Origin of the sequence: Pseudacidovorax sp. NFM-22, assembly GCF_021401245.1 — a bacterium.
In the GTDB taxonomy this organism is placed as follows: Bacteria; Pseudomonadota; Gammaproteobacteria; order Burkholderiales; family Burkholderiaceae_C; genus Xenophilus.
In genome coordinates, this window is record NZ_JACBFY010000001.1 from 777,071 (window position 1) to 799,334 (window position 22,264).

The 22,264-nt window shown below is 70.2% G+C and carries 21 protein-coding genes; 18 read left to right on the forward strand and 3 right to left on the reverse strand.

The features are described from left to right. Window positions 1-14: 14 nt before the first annotated feature. Window positions 15-791 carry a flagellar basal body P-ring formation chaperone FlgA gene (gene flgA / locus L0984_RS03470; RefSeq protein WP_234192343.1) on the reverse strand — a complete coding sequence of 259 codons (777 nt, stop codon included), beginning with the start codon at window positions 789-791 and terminating at the stop codon, window positions 15-17. Window positions 792-1,084: 293 nt separating this feature from the next. Here flgA and flgB point away from each other — a divergent pair, with 293 nt between their 5' ends. The 12 genes from flgB to L0984_RS03530 all read left to right on the forward strand — a co-directional run bounded on the left by flgB (window position 1,085) and on the right by L0984_RS03530 (window position 12,718). Beyond that, window positions 1,085-1,522, forward strand: coding sequence for a flagellar basal body rod protein FlgB (flgB, locus tag L0984_RS03475; RefSeq protein ID WP_234192344.1), 438 nt, complete (start codon window positions 1,085-1,087; stop codon window positions 1,520-1,522). Between the two features lie 160 nt (window positions 1,523-1,682). Next, window positions 1,683-2,123 (forward strand): flagellar basal body rod protein FlgC, encoded by a 441-nt coding sequence (gene flgC, locus L0984_RS03480; protein WP_234192345.1) that lies wholly within the window; start codon window positions 1,683-1,685, stop codon window positions 2,121-2,123. Between the two features lie 46 nt (window positions 2,124-2,169). Continuing rightward, window positions 2,170-2,835: a flagellar hook assembly protein FlgD gene (locus L0984_RS03485; protein ID WP_234192346.1), complete on the forward strand. Its 666-nt coding sequence runs from the start codon at window positions 2,170-2,172 to the stop codon at window positions 2,833-2,835. A 14-nt stretch (window positions 2,836-2,849) separates the two neighbouring features. Next, the gene (flgE, locus tag L0984_RS03490) at window positions 2,850-4,049 is read left to right on the forward strand and encodes a flagellar hook protein FlgE (protein ID WP_234192347.1); all 1,200 of its coding nucleotides are present in this window, start codon (window positions 2,850-2,852) and stop codon (window positions 4,047-4,049) included. A 22-nt stretch (window positions 4,050-4,071) separates the two neighbouring features. After that, window positions 4,072-4,806 (forward strand): flagellar basal-body rod protein FlgF, encoded by a 735-nt coding sequence (gene flgF / locus L0984_RS03495; RefSeq protein ID WP_234192348.1) that lies wholly within the window; start codon window positions 4,072-4,074, stop codon window positions 4,804-4,806. A gap of 28 nt (window positions 4,807-4,834) precedes the next feature. Beyond that, window positions 4,835-5,617, forward strand: coding sequence for a flagellar basal-body rod protein FlgG (gene flgG, locus L0984_RS03500; RefSeq protein WP_234192349.1), 783 nt, complete (start codon window positions 4,835-4,837; stop codon window positions 5,615-5,617). Beyond that, complete coding sequence (locus L0984_RS03505; RefSeq protein ID WP_234192350.1) at window positions 5,617-6,303, forward strand: flagellar basal body L-ring protein FlgH; 687 nt, start codon at window positions 5,617-5,619, stop codon at window positions 6,301-6,303. The genes flgG and L0984_RS03505 overlap by 1 nt, the downstream gene beginning before the upstream one ends. 48 nt (window positions 6,304-6,351) lie before the next feature. Beyond that, entirely contained in the window at window positions 6,352-7,476 is a 1,125-nt protein-coding gene (locus L0984_RS03510) for a flagellar basal body P-ring protein FlgI (protein ID WP_234192351.1), read from the forward strand. Between the two features lie 16 nt (window positions 7,477-7,492). After that, on the forward strand, window positions 7,493-8,347 hold the full coding sequence (gene flgJ / locus L0984_RS03515; protein WP_234192352.1) for a flagellar assembly peptidoglycan hydrolase FlgJ: 855 nt from the start codon (window positions 7,493-7,495) through the stop codon (window positions 8,345-8,347). Beyond that, window positions 8,344-10,227: a flagellar hook-associated protein FlgK gene (gene flgK / locus L0984_RS03520; protein WP_234192353.1), complete on the forward strand. Its 1,884-nt coding sequence runs from the start codon at window positions 8,344-8,346 to the stop codon at window positions 10,225-10,227. The genes flgJ and flgK overlap by 4 nt, the downstream gene beginning before the upstream one ends. A gap of 17 nt (window positions 10,228-10,244) precedes the next feature. After that, a complete protein-coding gene (flgL, locus tag L0984_RS03525; protein ID WP_234192354.1) occupies window positions 10,245-11,441 on the forward strand; it encodes a flagellar hook-associated protein FlgL in 1,197 nt (398 codons plus the stop codon). Window positions 11,442-11,542: 101 nt separating this feature from the next. Then, the gene (locus L0984_RS03530) at window positions 11,543-12,718 is read left to right on the forward strand and encodes an HDOD domain-containing protein (protein ID WP_234192355.1); all 1,176 of its coding nucleotides are present in this window, start codon (window positions 11,543-11,545) and stop codon (window positions 12,716-12,718) included. Window positions 12,719-12,803: 85 nt separating this feature from the next. On the opposite strand, the gene ettA is transcribed toward L0984_RS03530, so the two are convergent. Beyond that, window positions 12,804-14,465 carry an energy-dependent translational throttle protein EttA gene (gene ettA, locus L0984_RS03535; protein WP_234192356.1) on the reverse strand — a complete coding sequence of 554 codons (1,662 nt, stop codon included), beginning with the start codon at window positions 14,463-14,465 and terminating at the stop codon, window positions 12,804-12,806. A 326-nt stretch (window positions 14,466-14,791) separates the two neighbouring features. On the opposite strand from ettA, the gene L0984_RS03540 reads away from it, so the two are divergent. From L0984_RS03540 to L0984_RS03565, 6 genes are all read left to right on the forward strand, one after another. Next, window positions 14,792-16,588 carry a DEAD/DEAH box helicase gene (locus tag L0984_RS03540; RefSeq protein WP_234192357.1) on the forward strand — a complete coding sequence of 599 codons (1,797 nt, stop codon included), beginning with the start codon at window positions 14,792-14,794 and terminating at the stop codon, window positions 16,586-16,588. 125 nt (window positions 16,589-16,713) lie between these two features. Further along, complete coding sequence (locus L0984_RS03545; RefSeq protein WP_234192358.1) at window positions 16,714-17,193, forward strand: MarR family winged helix-turn-helix transcriptional regulator; 480 nt, start codon at window positions 16,714-16,716, stop codon at window positions 17,191-17,193. 2 nt (window positions 17,194-17,195) lie between these two features. Beyond that, a complete protein-coding gene (locus L0984_RS03550; RefSeq protein WP_234192359.1) occupies window positions 17,196-17,870 on the forward strand; it encodes a GNAT family N-acetyltransferase in 675 nt (224 codons plus the stop codon). A gap of 216 nt (window positions 17,871-18,086) precedes the next feature. Next, window positions 18,087-19,331 carry an MFS transporter gene (locus tag L0984_RS03555; RefSeq protein WP_234192360.1) on the forward strand — a complete coding sequence of 415 codons (1,245 nt, stop codon included), beginning with the start codon at window positions 18,087-18,089 and terminating at the stop codon, window positions 19,329-19,331. A gap of 188 nt (window positions 19,332-19,519) precedes the next feature. Next, window positions 19,520-20,281 (forward strand): aldolase, encoded by a 762-nt coding sequence (locus L0984_RS03560; protein WP_234192361.1) that lies wholly within the window; start codon window positions 19,520-19,522, stop codon window positions 20,279-20,281. A 149-nt stretch (window positions 20,282-20,430) separates the two neighbouring features. Then, window positions 20,431-20,760 carry a hypothetical protein gene (locus L0984_RS03565; protein WP_234192362.1) on the forward strand — a complete coding sequence of 110 codons (330 nt, stop codon included), beginning with the start codon at window positions 20,431-20,433 and terminating at the stop codon, window positions 20,758-20,760. A gap of 4 nt (window positions 20,761-20,764) precedes the next feature. On the opposite strand, the gene L0984_RS03570 is transcribed toward L0984_RS03565, so the two are convergent. Beyond that, window positions 20,765-22,198, reverse strand: coding sequence for an MATE family efflux transporter (locus L0984_RS03570; protein WP_234192363.1), 1,434 nt, complete (start codon window positions 22,196-22,198; stop codon window positions 20,765-20,767). Between the last annotated feature and the right edge of the window lie 66 nt (window positions 22,199-22,264).

Here is a 22,264-nt window from a genome sequence, read left to right on the forward strand (position 1 = left end):
CGCGAAGCGCATTCCTAGAGCGCCATGCGCACCGTCCCGGCGTCGACCACCTGCCCGGTGGCGATGCGTCCGTTGGGCATGCGCACGCGCACCGCCTCGCCCACCCCGCCCGCACTGAGGGCCTGGCCCTCGGTGCTGACCTCGAAGCCACGCCCACCCGCCAGGATGCGGACCGAGGCGCCCGCCTGCAGCACCTGCTGCGTGCGCACCATGGCCTGGCGGATCGGCTGGCCAGCCGCCAGCGCGCGGGTGGCCACGCGCCCCACCCACTGGGCCGGATCGGCCACCACCGGCGAGGCGTCCGCGGCCCAGTCGGCCTCGGCCTGCACGGCGTCGCCCGCCTGCAGCACCGCCCCCGGCGCCACGCCGTCGCGCAGCACCCAAGCCGGGCCGATGGCCTTGACCGTCACGGGCAGGAAGACGTTCCAGCGCACGGCGCCGTCCACGCAGCGCAGGCCGAGCCGGCTGCGGCCCCACAGGCGCTGGCCGGGTGGCAGATAGGGCTCGACGCTGGCGCAGGGCGCCAGGCGCAGCCGGCTGTCCAGCGTGCCGACGCTCACCTCCATGCGCAGGGGCGCCATGTCGGTGCCGGCGGCGCCGCGGCCCTGGGCCACGGCATCGTCCACCCAGTGCTGGGCGGCGGCCACGAAATCGGCGCCCATCTCGCCGCCGATGCCCGGCAGCGTGCCGGCGCCGCCGGGGGTCTGGGCAAGCGCCGGGGCTAGGGCGGCCAGGGCGAGCCCCAGGGCGGCGGCCAGGTTCTTCAGGAAGCAGCGGTGCGAGCGGGACATGGCAGGACGGCGGCAAGGATCGGCCGGGGCCGGGGGCAGGAAAGGCGCCGACCGGGTGCACGGGCACCGGCGGCATGGCGCCATGGCTCGGCACGCAGGCCGGCCATTGGCGGGATGCGATGCACTGTAGACAGGGGCCCGCCATGCCAAAGCCGGAAACAGCCCGGAAAAGCCGCCTTTGTTCCCGCCATTCGCGCAGGTACCGCCCGCCCACAATTTCCGCACGGTGGCGTCCGTCCCCCTTCCGGGGTGGCACACCCCCCTCCCCCCCCTTCGCCACACCGAGGATCCCCATGCTGGACAAGCTGACGCAGTCGATGGACTTCCAGGGCCAGGCCCTGATGCTGCGCGCCGAGCGCCAGCGCGTGATCGCCGGAAACATCGCCAATGCCGACACGCCGGGCTACGCCGCACGCGAGCTGGACTTTGCCGCCGCGCTGTCCGAGGCCACCGCCGGCGACCGCAACGGTGCGGCGGGCAACCCGGCGCAGGCGGCCGCGGCCGACGATGGCCGCAGCGACAGCCGGCACTTCCGCCTGGCCCCGCGCACCAGCGATGCCGGCGGCGGCCTGGCCTACACCGCCCAGGTGCAGCCCGCCATGGACGGCAACAGCGTGGACCTGGACCGCGAGCGCGCCGCCTTCGCCGACAACGCCGTGCGCTACGAGGCCACGCTGCGCTTCCTCAATGGACAGGGCAAGACCCTTCTGTCCGCCATCCAGGGGCAATGACGTGGAACACCCCCAGTCTGCGCGCTTCGCGCTCCGCCAACCCCCTCGGGGGGGCGCGCCCGGCGGCCCGGCAAAGCTGGGTCCGCGGGCGCTCTGGCGTGGCCTGCTCCGCGGCCGCTCGATCCACCCGACAGACAACGAAAGCTAGGACGCGATCGCCATGTCCATGTTCTCCATCTTCGGCATCTCCGGCAGCGCCGTGAGCGCGCAGTCGCAACGGCTGAACGTCGTGGCCAGCAACCTGGCCAACGCGGACGCCACGGCCGGACCCGATGGCAAGGCCTACAAGGCACGCCAAGTGGTCTTCCAGACCGTGGACCTGGGCGATGCCGGCGCCGAGGGCGACCCCACGACCGCGGGCAAGCGCTATTCGGCGGGCGTGCGCGTCGACGCTGTCACCGAACGGCAGGACCCGGGCCGGCGCGTGCACGAGCCCGGCAACCCGCTGGCCGACGCCGACGGCTATGTCACTTATTCCAACGTGAACGCGGTGGAGGAGATGGTCAACATGATCTCGGCCTCGCGCTCCTACCAGAACAACGTCGAAGTGATGAACACGGCCAAGAGCCTGCTGCTCAAGACGCTGCAGCTGGGCCAGTGACCCGCACCCCAGACCTCGCCACCGCCACCGCCGCAGGAATCCCCGCATGAGCACCGTCACCGGCACCACCGCCAGCAACAGCACCACCGGCAGCACGGGCGGCGCCTCGTCGCTCGCCTCCACCTCGGCCGCGGACCTGCAGGACCGCTTCCTGAAGCTGCTGGTCGCCCAGCTGAGCAACCAGGACCCGATGAACCCGATGGACAACGCGCAGCTGACCTCGCAGATCGCGCAGATCAACACCGTCACCGGCATCGAGAAGCTCAACAGCACCGTCAGCGGCCTGGCCACCCAGGCCTCGACCACGCAGACCCTGCAGGCCGCCGCCGTGGTGGGCAAGAACGTGCTCACCGAAGGCAAGACGCTGGCCTACAGCAGCGACGGCAAGACCGCCATGGGCGCCGTCGTGCTGAACGCGGCCGCCACCGAGGTGACGGTCAAGGTCACCAACGCCGCGGGCCAGGTGATCGATACCAAGTCGCTGGGCGCGTTGCAGGCCGGCGAGCACGACATCACGCTCGACGCCTCGGGCTACCCCAGCGACCAGGAGCTGAGCTTCAGCGTCACCGCCACCAACAAGGGCGATGCCGTGGGCAGCACCACGCTGATGTACGACAGCGTGACCTCGGTGAGCACCACCAGCGACGGGCTGACGCTCAACCTCAGCCGCAACGGCAGCAAGCCGTATTCCGCCATCTACTCGATTCTCTGACCCAGGAGCCTTCCATGAGCTTTCAGCAGGCCATCGCCGGACTCAACGCCGCCAGCCGCAGCCTCGACGTGATCGGGCACAACATCGCCAATGCCGGCACCACCGGCATGAAGTCGTCGCGGGTCGAGTTCGCCGAGGTGTATGCGGCCGCCGCGGCCGGCACCAACAGCGTGACCGGCGGCATGGGCGTGATGGTGGGCAACGTGTCCCAGCAGTTCACGCAGGGCAACATCAACGCCACCAACAACGCGCTCGACCTGGCCATCAACGGCAACGGCTTCTTCCAGGTGACGATGCCGGACGGCAGCGCCGCCTACACCCGCGCGGGCAATTTCAAGAAGGACGCCTCCGGCACCATCGTGACGGCCACCGGCGCCAAGCTGATGGGCTATCCGACGGATGCCAAGGGCAACCGCACCAGCTCCACCCTCCAGACGCTGGTGGTGCCCACCGGCACCGTGCCGGCCAAGCGCACCTCGGCCGTCAGCGCCGACATCACGCTGGACGCGTCGGCCGCCGTGTCCACCAGCACCGCCGACCTGTCCAAATACAGCACCTCGATGACCGCCTACGACGCCCAGGGCCTCAAGGTGGAGGTGGGCATGTATTTCCAGAAGACGGCGAACAACACCTGGAACGTCTACACCAGCGTCAACGGCAGCACGCCGTCGGCCTCCACGCCCTTCCAGATCAGCTTCGACGCGTCGGGCAACCTGGCCACCGGCGGCACGCAGACGCTCACGCTGTCGTCGCCCAACGATCCCACGCAGACCTTCACCGCCTCGCTGGACCTGAGCAAGCTCAAGCAGGTCAGCTCCACCTTCACGGTCAACGACCTGACGCAGGACGGCTACACCGCCGGCCAGCTCACCAGCCTGACCATCGACGACACCGGCACGCTGATGGCGACCTATTCCAACAACCAGACGCAGGCGGCCGGCCAGGTCGCGCTGACGGACTTCCGCAATCCGCAGGGCCTGGGCATCACCGATTCCGGCTACTGGTTCGAGACCACCGCCTCGGGCCAGCCGCTGCTGGGCGCGCCGGGCGAAGGCGTGTTCGGCTCGATCCAGAGCAAGGCGCTGGAGGACTCCAACGTCGACCTGACGGCCGCGCTGGTCGACATGATGACCACGCAGCGCGCCTACCAGGCCAATGCCCAGACGATCAAGACGCAGGACCAGGTGCTTCAGACGCTGGTCAATCTCCGCTGATCGACGGACAGGCTGAGCACGCATGGACCGCCTGATCTACACCGCGATGACCGGCGCCAGCGCCGCGGCGCAGCGCCAGTCCGTGCTCGCGAACAACCTGGCCAATGCCTCGACGCCGGGCTTCCGCGCGGAGCTGGCCAACTTCCGCGCGGTGCCGCTGCGCGGCGACGGCGCCACCACGCGCGTGTTCGCCATGGAGACCACCACCGGCTACGACAGCCGCCCCGGCGCGCTGCAGCGCACCGGCCGCGACCTGGACATGACGGCCCAGGGCAACGCCTGGTTCGCCGTGCAGGGCCTGGACGGCACCGAGGCCTACACCCGCAGCGGCGCCTTCCAGATCTCGCCCGAAGGCGCGCTGACCACGAGCAGCGGGCTGCTGGTGCTCTCCGACGGGGGCTCGCCCATCGACGTGCCGGCCGGCGCCAGCCTCACCGTGGGCACCGACGGCACCATCAGTGCGCAGCAGACCGGCCAGCCGGCCGCGGTGCTGGGCCGCATCAAGCTGGCCACGTCCGAGACGCCGCTCACGCGCGGCACGGACGGCCTGTTCCGCCCCGGCGAGGGCGATGTGCTGCCCGCCGATGCCAATGCGCGCCTGGAGACCGGCGCGCTCGAGGGCTCGAACGTGAACCCGGTCGAGACCATGGTCGGCATGATCGCCGCCGCCCGCCAGTTCGAGCAGCAGATGCGCCTGCTGCAGACCACCGAAACCGCCGACAAGTCCGCCGCCCAGCTGCTGAGCGTGCAGGGCTGATTCCACTTCACACCGCAGGCACACCGCCATGATCAATTCGCTCTGGATCTCGAAGACCGGCATGGAGGCCCAGCAGACCCAGCTGGACGTCATCTCCCACAACCTGGCCAACGTCTCGACCACCGGCTACAAGCGCGCCAATGCGGTGTTCCAGGACCTGATGTACCAGAACCTGCGGCAGGTGGGCGCCAATGCCAACGAGCAGACGCAGCTGCCCACCGGCCTGCAGCTGGGCCTGGGCGTGCGCACCGTGGCCACCAACCGCTCGTTCACGCAGGGCAGCCTGCAGTCCACCAACAACCAGCTGGACATGGCGATCAAGGGCAACGGCTTCTTCCAGGTGACCATGCCCGACGGCAGCACCGGCTACACGCGCGATGGCTCCTTCCAGGTGGATGCGCAGGGCCGCATCGTCACCTCCTCGGGCCTGCCGGTGGCCAACGGCATCACCGTGCCGACCACCGCCACGAGCGTGAGCGTGGCCACCGACGGCACGGTGACGGCCACGCTGCCCAACAACCCGACGCCGCAGAACATCGGCACCCTCGCCCTGGTGAACTTCATCAACCCGGCCGGCCTGGAGCCGCGCGGCGAGAACCTGTTCGCCGAGACGGCGGCCTCGGGCCAGCCCAACGGCGGCACCGCCGGCACCAACGGCCTGGGCACCGTGGTGCAGGGCATGCTGGAGACCTCGAACGTCAACGTGGTGACCGAGCTGGTGTCGATGATCCAGACGCAGCGGGCCTACGAGATGAACTCGAAGGCGATCCAGACGAGCGACCAGATGCTGCAGAAACTAGGACAGCTCTGATGCGCCGCCTGCTTGCCCTGATCGCGGCCGCGCTGGCCGTCGCCACACTGGCCGGCTGCTCCACCCTGGCCAACACGCCGCAGGTGGACATTCCCGACACGCGCCCGCAGATCACCTATCCCACGCAGCTGCAGACGCCGCGCGCAGCCACGGGCAGCCTGTACCACAACGCGAGCTACCGGCCGCTGTTCGAGGACCGGCGCGCACGCATGGCCGGCGACACGGTCACCATCAACATCGTGGAGACGCTGACGGCCAGCCAGAAGTCCACGTCGACGGTGGCCAAGAAGGACAGCCTGAGCGCGGGCGTCACCGCCCTGCCCTTCATCAGCGCCAACTCCTTCACCCGCGCCAGCGCGGCCGGCAACTCCGCCACCGACTTCGCCGGCAAGGGCGGCACCGAGGCCGCCAACACCTTCTACGGAACCATCACCTCGACGGTGGTGGACGTGCTGCCCAATGGCCACCTGGTGGTGGTGGGCGAAAAGCAGATCGGCGTGAACCAGAACGTGGACGTGCTGCGCTTCTCGGGCACGGTGGACCCGCGCGCCATCGGCCCGGGCAGCGTGGTCAATTCGACGCAGGTGGCCAATGTGCGCATCGAGTCGCGCGGCCGCGGCGCGCAGGGCGAGGCCCAGGTCATGCCCTGGCTCAGCCGCTTCTTCATGAACGTGATGCCCTTCTAGCGGCAGGCCGAACGCACGACCGATGACGCACGACAGGATCGAGGGGAAATGAACAACACGACGAAGACCATCCACCGCCTGCTGGCGGGTGCCGCACTGGGCCTGGCCCTGCTGGCGCCGGCGCAGGCGGTGCGCATCAAGGAAGTGGCCGCCGTGCAGGGCGTGCGCAGCAACCAGCTGACCGGCTACGGCCTGGTGGTGGGCCTGGACGGCACCGGCGACCAGACCACGCAGATGCCCTTCACCACGCAGAGCGTGGCCAACTACCTGCAGCAGCTGGGCATCACGCTGCCCGACAACAGGGCCAGCCAGCTGCAGCTCAAGAACGTGGCGGCCGTGATCGTCACGGCCCAGCTGCCGGCCTTCGCGCAGCCGGGCCAGGCGGTGGACGTGACGGTCGCATCCATGGGCAATGCCCGCTCGCTCAAGGGCGGCATGCTGGTGGCCACGCCGCTGCGCGGCGCCGACGGCGAGATCTACGCCATCGCCCAGGGCAACGTGGTGGTGGGTGGCGCCGGTGCCGCCGCCGCCGGCAGCAAGGTGCAGATCAACCACCTGAGCGCGGGCCGCGTGCCCGAAGGCGCGCAGGTGGAACGCGCCGTGCCCACGCCGCTGCTCGATGGCGACACCATCAACCTGGGCCTGAATGCGGCCGACTTCCAGACCGCCAGCCGCGTGGCCGAGGCCATCAACCGCCGCATGGGCAGCGGCATGGCCCGCGCCATGGACGGCCGCACGGTGCAGGTGCGTGCGCCCGGCGACTCGGATGCGCGCGTGAGCTTCATCGCCCAGCTCGAAGAGCTGACGCTGGAGCAGGCCGCGCCTGCCGCCAAGGTGGTGATCAATGCGCGCACCGGCTCCATCGTGCTCAACCAGGCCGTGACGCTCAACCCCTGCGCCATCGCCCATGGCAACCTGTCGGTGACCATCAGCTCGCAGCCGGTGGTGAGCCAGCCGGCACCGCTGTCGGGCGGCCAGACCGTGGTGGCCGAACAGGCCGCCATCCAGATCAAGCAGGAGCCGGGCATCCTCTACCAGGTGCCGGCCTCGCCGCAGCTGGCCGACGTGGTGCGCGCGCTCAATGCACTGGGTGCCACGCCGCAGGACCTGCTGGCCATCCTGCAGGCCATCAAGGCCTCGGGCGCGCTCAATGCCGAGCTGGAAGTGATCTGACGCGGCCGGCATCGCCATGAGCATCGGCACCTCCACCTCCAACAGCCTGGCCGCCGACGCGCGTTCGCTGGACGCGTTGAAGTACGCCACGGGCAACGACCCGAAGGCGGTGCGCGAGGCCGCCAAGCAGTTCGAGTCCCTCTTCATGCGCGAGCTGATCAAGAGCATGCGCGAGGCGACCACCAAGTCGGGCCTGCTCGACAGCGACGGCGAGAAGCTGGGCACCGACCTGCTGGACCAGCAGCTGTCGGTGCAGCTGTCGGGCCTGCCCGGAGGCCTGTCGGACGCCATCACACGGCAGTTGACGCAGCAGATCCAGGGCAGGCAGGCTCCCTCCACGCTTTCGCTGGCCGCCATGGGCGGCATCGGCAAGGCGCCGGTGTCGACGACCGCCAGCCAGAGCGGCTTCGTGGCCCGCCACCAGGACGCGGCCCAACGCGTGGCGCAGGAGACCGGCATCCCGGCCGCCTTCATGATCGGCCAGGCCGGCCACGAGACGGGCTGGGGCCGCAGCGAGATCCGCAATGCCGACGGCAGCAGCGCCCACAACCTGTTCGGCATCAAGGCCACGGCCGGCTGGACGGGCAAGGTCGCCACCGTGACCACCACCGAGTACATCCATGGCGAGCCGCGCAAGGTGAAGGCGAAGTTCCGCGCCTACGACTCGCCCGAGGAGTCCTTCCGCGACTACGCGCGCCTGATCGGCGAGAACCCGCGCTACGCGCAGGCCCGCGCCAACACCCATTCCGCCCAGGCCTATGCGGCGCAGCTGCAGAAGGCCGGCTATGCCACCGATCCGGCCTATGCCCGCAAGCTGGGCCGCGCCATCCAGGCGACGCAGGCCCTCCAGCAGCGGCTGCAGACCACATGAGCTCCCTCCTCAACATCGGCCTGTCCGCACTGCAGGCCAACCAGGCGGCACTGACCACCACCGGCAACAACGTGGCCAACGCGGGGAGCGTGGGCTACTCGCGCCAGTCGGTGGTGCAGCAGCAGGCCATCACCACGCCCACCGGCAGCGGCTACCTGGGCAACGGCGTGCGCGTCGTCACGGTGGAGCGCGCCTACAGCAGCTACCTCACGCAGCAGGCCAACCAGACGGCGGCGGTCTCGGCCGCGGACTCGGCCCGCTCGGACCAGCTGGCCTCGCTCGAATCGGTGTTCCAGACCGGCAGCGCGGGCCTGGGCGCGGCCATGAACTCGCTGCTCAATGCCTTCACCAACGTGGCGAGCGCCCCGACCGACCTGTCGGCGCGCACGGTGGTGCTGACCCAGGCGGGCGCGCTGGCCTCGCGCTTCTCCAGCGCGCAGAGCCAGCTCGACGAGATGGGCAAGTCCACGCTGGAGCAGTTGGGCACGGCGGCCGACACGGTCAACCGCCTGGCGGCCTCCATCGCCAAGATCAACGGCCAGATCCAGCGCGCCCGCGGCACCGGGCAGGAGCCCAACGACCTGCTCGACCAGCGCGACGCGCTCGTCACGCAGCTCAACGCCCAGGTGCAGACCAGCACCGTGCAGGCGGACGACGGCACGCTGTCGGTCTTCGTCGGCAACCAGGCGCTGGTGCTGGGCAGCAGCACCGGGCAGGTGTCGGTGGGCACGGCGGCCGACGGCAGCACCACGCTCGACATCGCGCGTGGCAGCGTGGTGGCCCACCTGGACGCGGACACCCTCGGCGGTGGCGCCGCAGCGGGCCAGTTGCGCTTCCTGAACGAGGACCTGCCCGACACGCGCAACCTGCTGGGCCGGCTGGCCCTGACGATGACCAGCACGGTCAATGCCCAGCATTCGCTGGGCGTCGGCCTGAACGGCGAGACCGGCAACAAGCTCTTCGGCGACATCGGCGTGCCCGCGTCGACGCCGGCCGCCACCAACACCGGCAACGCGGTGTTCGCGGCGACTGTGAGCGACGTGTCGGCGCTCGTGCCCTCTTCGTATGCGCTGAGCGTGCAGCCCGACGGCAGCTACCAGGTGCGGCGCCTGTCGGACAACACGGTGAGCAGCTTCGCCAGCCTGCCCGCGCAGATCGACGGGCTGTCGCTCGATCTGCAGTCGGGCGCCGGCGCACCGGGCGACGTCTACCGCATCGAACCCTTCGCGCAGGCCGCGGGCAAGGTGGCGGTGGCGCTGGGCTCGGCCAGCGCGGTGGCGGCCGGCAGCCCGGTGCAGGCCAGCACCGGCACCGCCAACGCAGGCAGCCTGGCCGTGTCGGGCGTGTATGCCAGCGCGCAGAACGCCAACCTCACCGCCACGGCCACCCTGACCTTCAATGCCGACGGCACCTACAACATCAGCGGCACCGGCACGGGCAACCTGAGCAACCAGCCCTACACCGCGGGCGAGGCGATCTCGGTCAACGGCTGGTCGCTGACGCTCACCGGCGTGCCCAAGGCGGGCGACACCGTGACCGTGCAGGCGGCCACCGCCTCGATGACGGCGCAGAACAGCGGCAATGCCAAGGCCCTGCAGGGTCTGGCCGACCAGAAGGTGATCGACGGCTCGCCGCTGTCGGACGGCTATGCCGGCCTGATCGCGCGCGTGGGCGTGCGGGCCCAGGGCGCCAAGTACGCGGCGCAGGTGTCCTCGGCCATCGCCACGAGCACCGAGACGGCACGCGCCAACAGCACCGGCGTGAACCTGGACGAAGAGGCCACCAAGCTGCTGGCCTACCAGCAGGCCTACCAGGCCTCGGCCCGGGTGATCCAGATCGCCCAGAACATCTTCGACTCGCTGCTGTCCAGCGTGCGCTGAGAGCAAGGGGCCACCGCATGACCATCCAACGCATCTCCACCCCCAACCTGCGCGAGACGGCCATCCAGCGCCTGGCCGAGCGCCAGGCCCAACTGGCCGACCTGCAGGAGCAGGTCAACACCGGCAAGAAGATCAACCGCCTCAGCGACGACCCGCTGGCCGCGGCGCAGGCCGAGCGCGCCACCACCCGCGTGGCCCGTGTCGAGACGCAGCAGCGCGCCCTGCAGGCCCAGACGGCCTCGATGACCAGCGTGGAGTCGACGCTGGGCGATTCGGTGACCGCCCTGCAGTCCTTCCGCTCGCTGCTGGTGCAGGCTGGCGGCGGCGCGCTCTCCCAGACCGACCGCCAGTCCATCGCCCAGCAGATGACGGCGCTGCGCGACCAGTTGCTGTCGTATGCCAACACCACCAATGCCGACGGCCTGCCGCTCTTCGGCGGCCTGGGCAGCACCGCCCGGCCCTTCACCGATGCCGGCGGCACGGTGAGCTACCAGGGCGTGTCGGGCCAGGCCGCCGCCTCGGACAGCAGCGTGCCCGGCGTGCTCGACGGCTTCGCGACCTGGATGGACGTGCCCACCGGCAACGGCGTGTTCGAGGTCGACCAGGCCAGCGGTACGAGCCGCGTCTACACCGACACCGGCCAGGTGCTGGACCCGGGCGCCCTCACCGGCCATGCCTACCAGGTGAAGTTCTCCGTCGCCACCGACGGCACGGCCACCTACGACGTGGTCGACACCAACACCCAGCAGGCGGTGGTCTCCGGCGCCGCGTACAAGAGCGGCCAGGCGATCAGCTTCGGCGGCATGTCCTTCACGGCCAGCGGCACGCCAGCCAACGGCGACACGCTGGAGGTCAAGCCCTCGGGCAGCCAGAGCCTCTTCGCCGTCATGGACCAGGCCATCGCGGGTGTGCGCAGCACGGCCAGTGGCCAGGTCACGCAGGCCGTCTCGCGCGGGCTGGCGCAGGTGGATTCGGGACTGGCCAAGCTGTCGGCCGCACGCAGCCAGGCCGGCGAGTTGCTCAACCGGGCCGACACCATCGGCGACCGGCTGACCACCCGCAGCGACCAGCTCGAGAAGGTGCGTGCCGACGCCGAGGATGCCGACCCTGTCAAGGTTCTCTCGGATATCAGCAGCCAGCAGACGATGTACTCTGCCGCCCTGGGCACCTATGCCCAGATCCAGAAGCTCTCTCTTTTCAACTACCTGAGCTGAGGCCTGTCGCCAGGCTTCCCTCCCTCTTCCGCATCGTGGCCCAATCCGTTCTCGGCAGTCTCACCCTTTGCTACCAGCTTCTTTGGAATCGCAGGCGCGACATGGCGGGGATACGGCTGCTGGCCTACGAGGACGGTGAACACGCCGACGGCGGCCATCTGCTGCGCAGCCTCACCGAGATGTGGATGGCCGAATCGCCCAAACTGCTGGTGGCGCCGCGCTCGCCCCGGCTGCTGCACGGCGTGCTGGAGCAGGCCGATGGCGAGTCGCCGATGGTCGAGGTGCCGGTCGACTGGCTGGCCGATGAAGCCCTGGCCCTGGCCGCCACCGAGGCCCGCCGCCGCGGTGCCGCACTGATCGCCTCGGCCGGCCCCGGTCCGCGGCGCACGGACTTCCCGGGCCGCAGCTCGCCCCGCGTGATGGAGCTGGAGGTCGACCATGCGGCCGCCGCCCTGCAGGCCGTGCTGCGCGCGCGCGAGGCCGATCCGCGGCATCCCGCGCAGCGGGCGGCCGCGCAGGCGCAACTGGCCGCCAGCCCCATCGAGCCCGAGCAGATCGTGGTGGGTGCCGCCAGCATGGCGCTGGTCGAGCATGCGCTGGACCAGCGCGCAGCCTGGGCCGTGGCCGGCTGGCCCATCGAAGACGTGCTCCACCGCAACAAGGGCCAGCCGCTGCCGCCCACGCGCCGCGGCGTGGTGCGCACCATGCAGGCCCTCGAATCCGAACAGTCGCTCGATCAGCTGGAGCTGCAGTTCGGCCAGGAGCCGGCGCTGGCCTATCGCCTGCTGCTGCATCTCAACTCGGCGAGCCTGGGCCTGCGGCGCCGCATCACCTCGCTGCGCCATGGCGTGATGATGCTGGGCTACCGCACGCTCGACGCCTGGCTGGCCGAGCAGTTGCCCCACACCAGCGACGACCGCAACCTGCAGCCCGCCAATGCGACCATGGTGCTGCGGGCGCACCTCACCTCGCAACTGATGGAAGCGGGGGTGGAAGAGGAGTTGCGGCGGGAGGTCTACCTGTGCGGGCTGTTCGCCCAGCTCGACCTGGTGATGGACGAGCCCATGCGCACGGCGGTCGGTCGGGTGGCGCTGCCCGAGCGACTGGTGGAGGCGGTGCTGCGCGGCACCGGGCCCTACGCCAGCGTGCTGCAGGTGGCCCAGGCCCTCGGCCAGGACAACCCGGCCGTGGTGCGCGCCACCCGCGCGCGCTTCGACATGGGTGCCGAGGAGATCAACCGCTCGCTGCTGCGCACGCTGGCGGTGGCGACCGTCTGAGCGTCGACGCGGATACGGGCACGTCCGGCCCGCAGCCTGCCAACGGGCCCGCCAGGCCGCAGGGCCCGGCGAGCGGGGGGCCGGCTTACTTGAGCGCCTTGAAGCGCACCCGCTTGGGGGCGGCGCCTTCTTCGCCCAGGCGCTTCTTCTTGTCGGCCTCGTACTCCTGGTAGTTGCCGTCGAAGAACACCCACTGCGAGTCGCCTTCGGCGGCCAGGATGTGGGTGGCGATGCGGTCCAGGAACCAGCGGTCGTGGCTGATGACCAGCACGGTGCCGGCGTACTCCAGCAGCGCGTCTTCCAGGGCGCGCAGGGTTTCCACGTCCAGGTCGTTCGACGGTTCGTCCAGCAGCAGCACGTTGCCGCCCTGGATCAGCGTCTTGGCCAGGTGCAGGCGGCCGCGTTCACCGCCCGACAGGTTGCCGACCTTCTTCTGCTGGTCCTGGCCGTTGAAGTTGAAGCGGCCCGCGTAGGCGCGGCTCGCCATCTGGAACTTGCCGACGTTGATGATGTCGAGGCCGCCGGAGATGTCTTCCCACACGGTCGCCTCGTTGGCCAGCGCGTCGCGCGACTGGTCGACGAAGGCCATCTTGACGGTCTGGCCGATCACGACCTCGCCGCTGTCGGGCTGCTCGCGGCCTGCGATCAGCTTGAACAGCGTGGACTTGCCCGCGCCGTTCGGGCCGATGATGCCGACGATGGCGCCGGCCGGGACGTTGAACGACAGGTTGTCGATCAGCACGCGGTCACCGAAGCTCTTGCTGACGCCCTTGAACTCGATCACTTGGCTGCCCAGGCGGTCGGCGACGGGAATGAAGATTTCCTGCGTCTCGTTGCGGCGCTGGTATTCGTAGTCGCTCAGTTCCTCGAAGCGCTGGATGCGGGCCTTGCTCTTGGCCTGACGGCCCTTGGCGTTCTGGCGCACCCACTCCAGTTCCTTCTTCAGGGCCTTGGCGCGGGCTTCTTCTCCCTTCTGCTCGGCCTCCAGGCGGGTCTGCTTCTGCAGCAGCCATTCGGAGTAGTTGCCCTTGTAGGGAATGCCACGGCCGCGGTCCAGTTCAAGGATCCACTCGGCGGCGTTGTCGAGGAAGTAGCGATCGTGGGTGATGGCCACCACGGTGCCGGTGAAGCGCTGCAGGAAGATCTCCAGCCACTCGACCGACTCGGCGTCCAGGTGGTTGGTGGGTTCGTCGAGCAGCAGCATGTCGGGCTTGGACAGCAGCAGCTGGCACAGCGCCACGCGGCGCTTCTCGCCGCCGGAGAGCATGCCCACCTTGGCGTCCCAGGCCGGCAGGCGCAGGGCGTCGGCGGCGATCTCGATCTGGTGCTCGCTGTCGGTGCCGGCAGCGGCGATCACCGCCTCCAGTTGGCCCTGCTCGGCGGCCAGGGCGTCGAAGTCGGCATCGGGCTCGGCGTAGGCGGCGTAGATCTCGTCGAGGCGCTTCTTGGCGTTGTTGACCTCGCTCATCGCCTCTTCGATGGCTTCGCGCACGGTGTGCTCGGGATTGAGCTTGGGTTCCTGCTCGAGGTAGCCGATGGACAGGCCGGGCATCGGCAGGGCCTCGCCCTCGATCTCCTTGTCCACGCCGGCCATGATCTTCAGCAGCGAGGACTTGCCCGAGCCGTTGAGGCCGAGCACGCCGATCTTGGCGCCGGGAAAGAACGAGAGGGAGATGTCCTTCAAGATCTGCCGCTTGGGCGGCACGGTCTTGGAGACATGATTCATGGTGTAGACGTACTGGGCCATGGCTTCGTGTCGGTGCGGGGTGGGGGAACGCGCTCGGATGAGGAGGGGCCCGGTGCCGGGCGAGCGCGAAAACCATCGATTATCCCTCCTCGACGCGGCCCACGGGCACGCAGGCCCGGAACTCGTGCCACAATCGGGACGTTGCCGGGCACAGTCACCCGCAACACGGCTCTTCGCCGGGGACGACGGATCCGCATCCTTCCAGGCTCCCGCCTTACCTCCCTTTCCACCTCGACTGGCCCGGTTCGCGCCCAAGCAGCGCCATCGCGGCGGGTGGACGCAAGACGAACACCGCGCCGTGCATGGCGCCCGTAAGTAACTACCGAATGAACTTCGACGAACTGAAGCTGGCCCCCGCCATCCTCAAGGCCGTGCGCGAGCAAGGCTACGAAACCCCCACCCCCATCCAGGCCCAGGCCATCCCGGCCGTCCTCGAAGGCCATGACCTCCTCGCCGGTGCGCAGACCGGCACCGGCAAGACCGCCGCCTTCACCCTGCCCATGCTGCACCGCCTGTCCAAGGGCGAGGGCAAGACCAACAAGTTCGGCAAGGACGGCATCGCCGCCCTGGTGCTGACCCCCACGCGCGAACTCGCCGCCCAGGTCGAGGAATCCGTGCGCACCTACGGCAAGTACCTGCCACTGAGCTCCACCGTCATCTTCGGCGGCGTGGGCATGAACCCGCAGATCGACCGCATCAAGCGCGGCGTGGACATCCTGGTGGCCACGCCCGGCCGCCTGCTCGACCTGCAGCAGCAGGGCCACCTGGACCTGTCGACCGTCGAGATCCTCGTTCTGGACGAAGCCGACCGCATGCTCGACATGGGCTTCATCCACGACGTGAAGAAGGTGCTGGCCCTGGTGCCCAAGGACAAGCAGAGCCTGCTGTTCTCGGCCACCTTCAGCGACGACATCCGCGAGCTGGCCAACAGCCTGCTGCGCAATCCGCAGAGCATCCAGGTCACGCCGCGCAACACCACGGTGCAGCGCATCACGCAGGTGGTCCACCCGGTGGGCCGTGGCAAGAAGAAGCAGCTGCTGGCGCACATCATCCAGCAGCACGACTGGAGCCAGGTGCTGGTGTTCACGCGCACCAAGTTCGGTGCCAACCATGTGGCCGAGTTCCTCGAGAAGAACGGCATCACCGCCATGGCGCTTCACGGCAACAAGAGCCAGAGTGCCCGCACGCAGGCCCTCGCAGGCTTCAAGAGCGGCGAGATCCGCGCCCTGGTGGCCACCGACATCGCCGCCCGCGGCATCGACATCGACGACCTGCCGCACGTGGTGAACTACGAGATCCCCAACGTGCCCGAGGACTACGTCCACCGCATCGGCCGCACCGGCCGCGCGGGCAAGGAAGGCCAGGCCGTGAGCCTGGTCTGCCTGGACGAGGAAGGCTTCATGCAGGAGATCGAGCGCTTCACCAAGCAGCAGATCCCGTCGGAAACGATCGAAGGCTTCGGTCCTGACGAAGGCGAGATCGCCGAGCCCATCGCCATGGGTCGCCAGACCCTGTGGGGCGGCGCCGGCAAGCCGCCGAGCCGCGAGGTGATGGCCGCCGCGGCCCGCGCCGCGCGCCAGGAGATGATGACCCGCATCCGCGACAACAAGGCGGGCCAGGGCGAACGTGGCGGCCAGAAGAAGGCCGGCGGCGGCCAAGGTCAGGGCCAGGGCGGCCGGGGCCAGCAGCCGCAGCAGCAGCGCGCCGGCGGCCAGCCTTCGGGCGGCGGCAATGGCGGCCAGCGTCCGCCGCGTCAGAACAACGGGCCCAAGCGCCACCATGGCGGCGCGGGCGGCCACGGCGGCGGCAACGCGCCGGCCCACGCTCTGTACGAGGACCGTCCCGAGCGCCAGCCCAAGCACCACGGCAACACCACCAGTCCCTCGCATGCCGACGTGGTCGCGCATCGCCGCGCCGAAGCCTATGGCGGCCCCGCGGGCCAGCCCGATCCGCTGCGCACCAGCGTCGAGGCCACCTTCGGCCGCGGCCGCCGCAATGGTGGCGGTGGTGGTGGCGGCAACGGCGGTGGCGGTGGTGGCAATCGGCGTCGTGGCGGCGGTGGCGGTGGCTACTCCGGCGGTGGCGGTGGCGGCGGCTACTCCGGCGGCGGCAAGCGCTACTGATCGAGCCCTGCCTCCACAGGCGAAGAACGAAGCGGCCCATCGGGCCGCTTTTTCTTTGGCCGCCCGATTGACGCGGCCAGGCCATTTACATAGCATGATATGGAAACGGCTTGCATGGAGACCGCATGATCGAGGACGTCGTGAAGGAGCTGGGCCACCTGACGCTCGGCACCCGCCTGAAGCGCACGGGCGAGCTGCTGCAGGCACAGACGCAGGCCGTGCTCGCCAGCCATGGCTTCGACCAGCCGGCCGCGCACTTCCCGCTGCTGGCCGCGCTGGACCGCTTGGGCGCCTTGAGCGTCGGCGAACTGAGCCAGGCCGTGGGCGTGAGCCAGCCCGTGGTCACCCGCTCGCTCAAGGGGCTGGAGGACGACGGACTCGTGCAGTCGGCCACCGGCGACGAAGACCGCCGCGTGCGCCGTGTGGCTCTGAGCCGCAAGGGCAGAAGCCTTGTGCAGCGTGCCCGGCGCGAAGCCTGGCCGGCCATCGAGTCCGCGGTCGCGCAGGCCTGCGCCAGAAGCCGGGGCGACCTGCTCTCGCAACTCGCTGCACTCGAAGACGCGCTGGCCAGCGCGCCCCTGCTGCAGCGCATCCAGGCCTCCTGACCATGTCCGCACTCGACCGTCCCGTCTGGGCCACCTTGCAACATCGGCCGCAATGGGCCATCGGGGATGAACGCGCACGGCGCTTCGTGCCCGACCTCCACGGCTTTGCCGCCACGGCGGATGAAGGCGCGGACAGCCTCGCCGCGCTCACCGGCCTCATCGGCGCCGACGGCGACAGCGTGTACCTGCTGCAGGTGCCGCCCATTGCCGTTGCGCCGGGCCTCGAAGTGCTGAAGGCGGCCGGTGGCGTCCAGATGGTGGCCACGCGCCACCTGCCGCCCGATGACGATGTGGTGGTGCTGGGCAATGCGGATGCGGCCGAGATGGGCGCGCTGGCCGCGCTCACCGAACCCGGCCCCTTCTTTGCCCGGACCCACACGCTGGGCCGCTTCATCGGCCTGCGCATCGCCGGCCGCCTGGCGGCAATGGCCGGCGAGCGCATGCGCTTCCCCGGGTACGTGGAGATCAGTGGCGTCTGCACGCACCCCGACTTCCGAGGCCGTGGACTGGCGCGGCGCCTGTCGGCTGCCGTGGCGGCCGACATCCAGCAGCGCGGCGACACGCCCTTCCTGCATGCGTGGACGACGAACACCGCCGCCATCTCGCTCTACGAGGGCCTCGGCTTCGTCGTACGCACGCCGGTCCATGTGGCGGTGCTCCGCCGCAAGCCCTCCTGAGGCCCAGGCTGCGCGGCCGAGCCGCCCATCGAAAGACCCCCGGCCACCCCCGGCGCGCATCCTTAGGCCAGTCTTAAGCGGCCCGGCAGAAGGCCGCGTCCGACTGGCATCGCCCGTGCCATCGGCCTAGAGTGGCTTCACGCTGCACACCGACACTGGCGGTTGTTCCTCCTCCGTGCCAGGCGCAACGCTTGCACAACCCAAGGAGAACCCCCCATGACCTGGACCCGCGAGCAGATCCATGTGACCGCCGCCAGCTACCTCGGCTGGACGCTGGACGCCTTCGACTTCTTCCTGATGGTCTTCATCCTGAAGGACATCGCCGCCGAGTTCCACGCGCCGCTGCCTTCGGTGGCACTGGCCATCACGCTCACGCTCGCGATGCGGCCGGTGGGTGCACTCATATTCGGGCGGCTGGCCGATCGCTTCGGCCGTCGGCCGACCATGATGGCCAACATCCTCTGCTATGCCGTGCTGGAGTTGCTGTCGGGCTTCTCGCCCAACCTGGCGACGCTGATCGTGCTGCGGGCGCTCTTCGGCATCGCCATGGGCGGCGAATGGGGCGTGGGCTCGGCCCTGACCATGGAGACGGTGCCTGCGCGCTCGCGTGGCTTCGTCTCGGGGCTGCTGCAGGCCGGCTATCCCACGGGCTTCCTGCTGGCCTCGCTGGTGTTCGGCCTGTTCTATTCGCACATCGGCTGGCGCGGCATGTTCTTCGTCGGCATCCTGCCGGCGCTGCTGGTGATCTACGTGCGTTCGCACGTCCCGGAATCGCCCGCATGGAAGCAGATGGCCAGCCAGCCGCGGCCCAGCCTGCTGGCCGGCCTGCGCCAGCAGTGGAAGCTCGCGCTGTATGCGGTGGTGCTGATGACCGCCTTCAACTTCTTCTCGCACGGCACGCAGGACCTATACCCCACCTTCCTGCGCGTGCAGCACGGCTTCGACGCGCACACCGTGTCGCTGGTGACCATCGTGCTGAACATCGGCGCCATCGTGGGCGGCCTGGCCTGTGGCACGCTGTCGGAGCGCATCGGCCGCCGCTGGACCATCTTCGGCGCCGCCCTCTTCGCGCTGCCCGTGCTGCCGCTGTGGGCCTACTCGCACTCGGCCGCGGCCCTGGCCGCTGGTGCCTTCCTGATGCAGCTGAGCGTGCAGGGCGCCTGGGGCGTGATCCCGGTGCACCTCAACGAAATCTCGCCACCCGCGCTGCGGGCCACCTTCCCCGGCCTGGTCTACCAGCTGGGCAACCTGCTGGCCTCGGTCAACGCCACGATGCAGGCCTCGCTCGCCACCTCGCGGGGCAACGACTATGCCTTCGCGATGGCGGTGGTGGCCGGAACGGTGGCGGTGGTCATCGCCGGACTGATCCTGTTCAGCCGCGAGCACCGGGGCGTGGACATGGGTGCGGCGCTGCCGCGCGTTCCCGATGGCAGCGGCCAGCCGGCCTTCGCACATCGCTGAGCGCGGCCCAGCGCGAATCACGCCCCCTCCAGGAGCCGCCCGGACGCGGGGGCCGGCGCAGGGTCGAGGATCCGGCGCGGCAAGGCGCAGCGGTTCCTCCAGGGCCCACGCGAAGCAGGCGCCACAATCGGCGCCTGCTCACGTTCGAGCGATTGCCGTTGCTCCCCTTTCCGCTCCCCCGCGCCCCCATGACCCTCGACGCCCACACCGACTTCCACAGCCCCGCCGTGCGCCAGTTGCGCGAGGACCTCGCCCTGGCCCTGCGCGCCGCGGCACACCACGGCCTGGGCGAAGGCGTCTGCAACCACTTCAGCGTGATGCTGCCCGGCGAGCCGGCGCGCTACCTCATCAACCCGCGCGGCCTGCACTGGAGCGAGGTCGGCCCGGACGACATCGTGATGATCGACGTGCACGGCCAGGTGCTGGCGGGCCGCCATCGCGTGGAGCCCACGGCCCTGTTCATCCACGGCGCTATCCATCGACTGACTGGCCATGCGGTGGTCATGCATGTGCACGCACCCTATGCCACCGCCCTCACGCTCACGGCCGACCGCGCGCTCGACCCCACGCTGAGCCAGAACGCGATGCGCTACATGGACCGCATCGCCATCGACCCGCACTACAACGGCCTGGCGCTGGACGATGCCGAAGGCGAGCGCATCGCCCGCACCATGGCCGCCGATCAGGGCAAGGACGTCGCCTTCCTGGCCAACCACGGCGTGATCGTGGCCGGCGCCACGGTGGCCCATGCCTACGACGACCTCTACTACCTGGAGCGCGCCTGCCTGCACCAGGTGCTGGCGCAGAGCACGGGCCGGCCCCTGGCACCCGTGGCACCCGGGATCGCCGCGCGCGTCGCGGCGCAGGTGCAGGGCGAAAGGGAACAGTCCGACCTGTTCTTCGAGGCGCTGCGGCGCATGCTGCCGGCGCCCGCGGCCGTCACACCCTGAAACGGGTGTCGCATTCGGCAGGCCTTCGTTTCACGCAAGCGGCCAAATGCTCACAACTTCTTTCCGTGCTTCTCCGGCCGCTTACATGGCATTGACAAGCGGCGGCGACCATTGCTTCACCAACAACCGACAGGAAGCAAGGAGTCGTGATGAACAAGTTGACCATGGCCTTCTCGGCAGGTGCGCTGGCGCTGGCCGGACTCGCCGTCCCGGCCCTCGCGCAAGCCAGCGGCCCGAGCATCCAGGCGCAGGTGTACCTGGGCGGCCCGCCGCCGGCACCCGCCTACGTGCCGGTGCCCGCACCGGTGTACTACCCGCCGCCGCCGCGCCATTACTACGGCCCGCCGCCGCGGTATTACGGTCCGCCGCCGCACCACTATCACCGCCCCCCGCACCACCGTCGCGGCTGGGGTGATGCCGACCGGGACGGCGTGCCCAACCGCTACGACCGCCGGCCGCACAACCCCTATCGCTACTGACCGGTCAACGGTCTGACCGAAGCGCCACCCCACCCAGGGTGGCGTTTTCGCGTCCGGGCCAGCGGGGCCATCCCACCCGGCCGAACCAGGCGCCGCCCGCGATGCTCCATGCGATGACGAGGCCGTAGACGACCAGGGCCGCCGCCTGCGCCGCGAACACCTGGGCCAGCGTGCCGCCCGATGCGACCACGACCAGCCCGCCGACGCCCGCCACCAGCAGGCGCAGCAGGTTGCCCAGCACGGGCCACATCAGCCGGCCCGCGCCCTGCGAGGCGAAATACAGCACCAGCCCGACCCCGAAGAAGCCGTAGAAGGGCCCGACGGCGCGCAGGTACGAGGTGCCCGCCTCCAGCATCGCCGCGTCGTGGCCGAACAGCCGCAGCCAAGCCAGCGGCCACAGCGCGGCCGCCACCCCGATCACCGTCGTCATGCCGAAGGCCAGGGCGGCGCCGATGGCCGCCGCGCGCAGCGCACGCTCGGGTCGACCGGCGCCCATGCTCGTGCCCACCATCGCCACCAGCGGCGCGCCCAGGCCGAAGACCAGCGGCACCAGCAGGTACTCCAGTCGCGCACCGGTGCCATAGCCGGCGATGGCGCCTGCGCCCCAGTGGCCCGCCAGTCCGGTGGCGATGCCGATGCTGAGGTTGGTCGCTGCGGTCGATACCGCGCCCAGCAGGCCCACGCGCAGCACGCCGCGCATCAGGGGCCAGTTCAATTGCGCCTGCGACCATGCCGGTTGCAGCAGGCTGCGCCTCGAACGCAGGTACAGCGCCAGCGCCACCGTGCCGCCCAGGTAGTACAGCAGCAGCGCGATGGCCCCGCCCGCGATGCCCAGCGGCGGAATCGGGCCCCAGCCGGAAATGAGCATGGGCGACAGCGGCACGGCCACCACCACGCCCACGATGGTCACCAGCGCCGGCAGCGCCATGTTGCCGGTGCCGCGCACCACCGCCGCCAGCGAGTTGAACAGCCACACCAGCACCGCGCCGCCGAAGACCCAGTGCGAATAGGTCAGCGCCGCGGCCAGCACCGGGCCCTCTCCGCCCATGCGGGCATACAGCCAGCCGCCCGCGAGCCACATCACCCCCATGCAGGCCAGGCCGAAGCCCAGCGCGATGGCCACCGCCTGCCACACCAGCCGGTGCGCGTCGTCGCGCCGGCCCGCACCCAGGGCCCGTGCGATGGCCGAGGCGATGCCGCCGCCCATCGCGCCTGCCGAACTCATCTGCATCAGCATCACCAGCGGAAAGACCAGCGCCATGCCGGCCAGCGCATCGGTGCCGAGCCGGCCGACGAAGTAGGTCTCCACCAGGCCGATGGCCGCCTGCGCGAACATCACCGCAATGTTGGGCACGGCCAGGCGCAGCAGCGTGGGCGTGATGGGCGCCTCCAGCAGCATGCGGGTGCGCGGGTCGAGCCGGGGAGTCGATGAGGTCATGGCGAGGTCCTGGAAGCGGGCATGCGGCGGCGGCACCGCATTGCTGCGGCCGCCGTGACGCGGAGG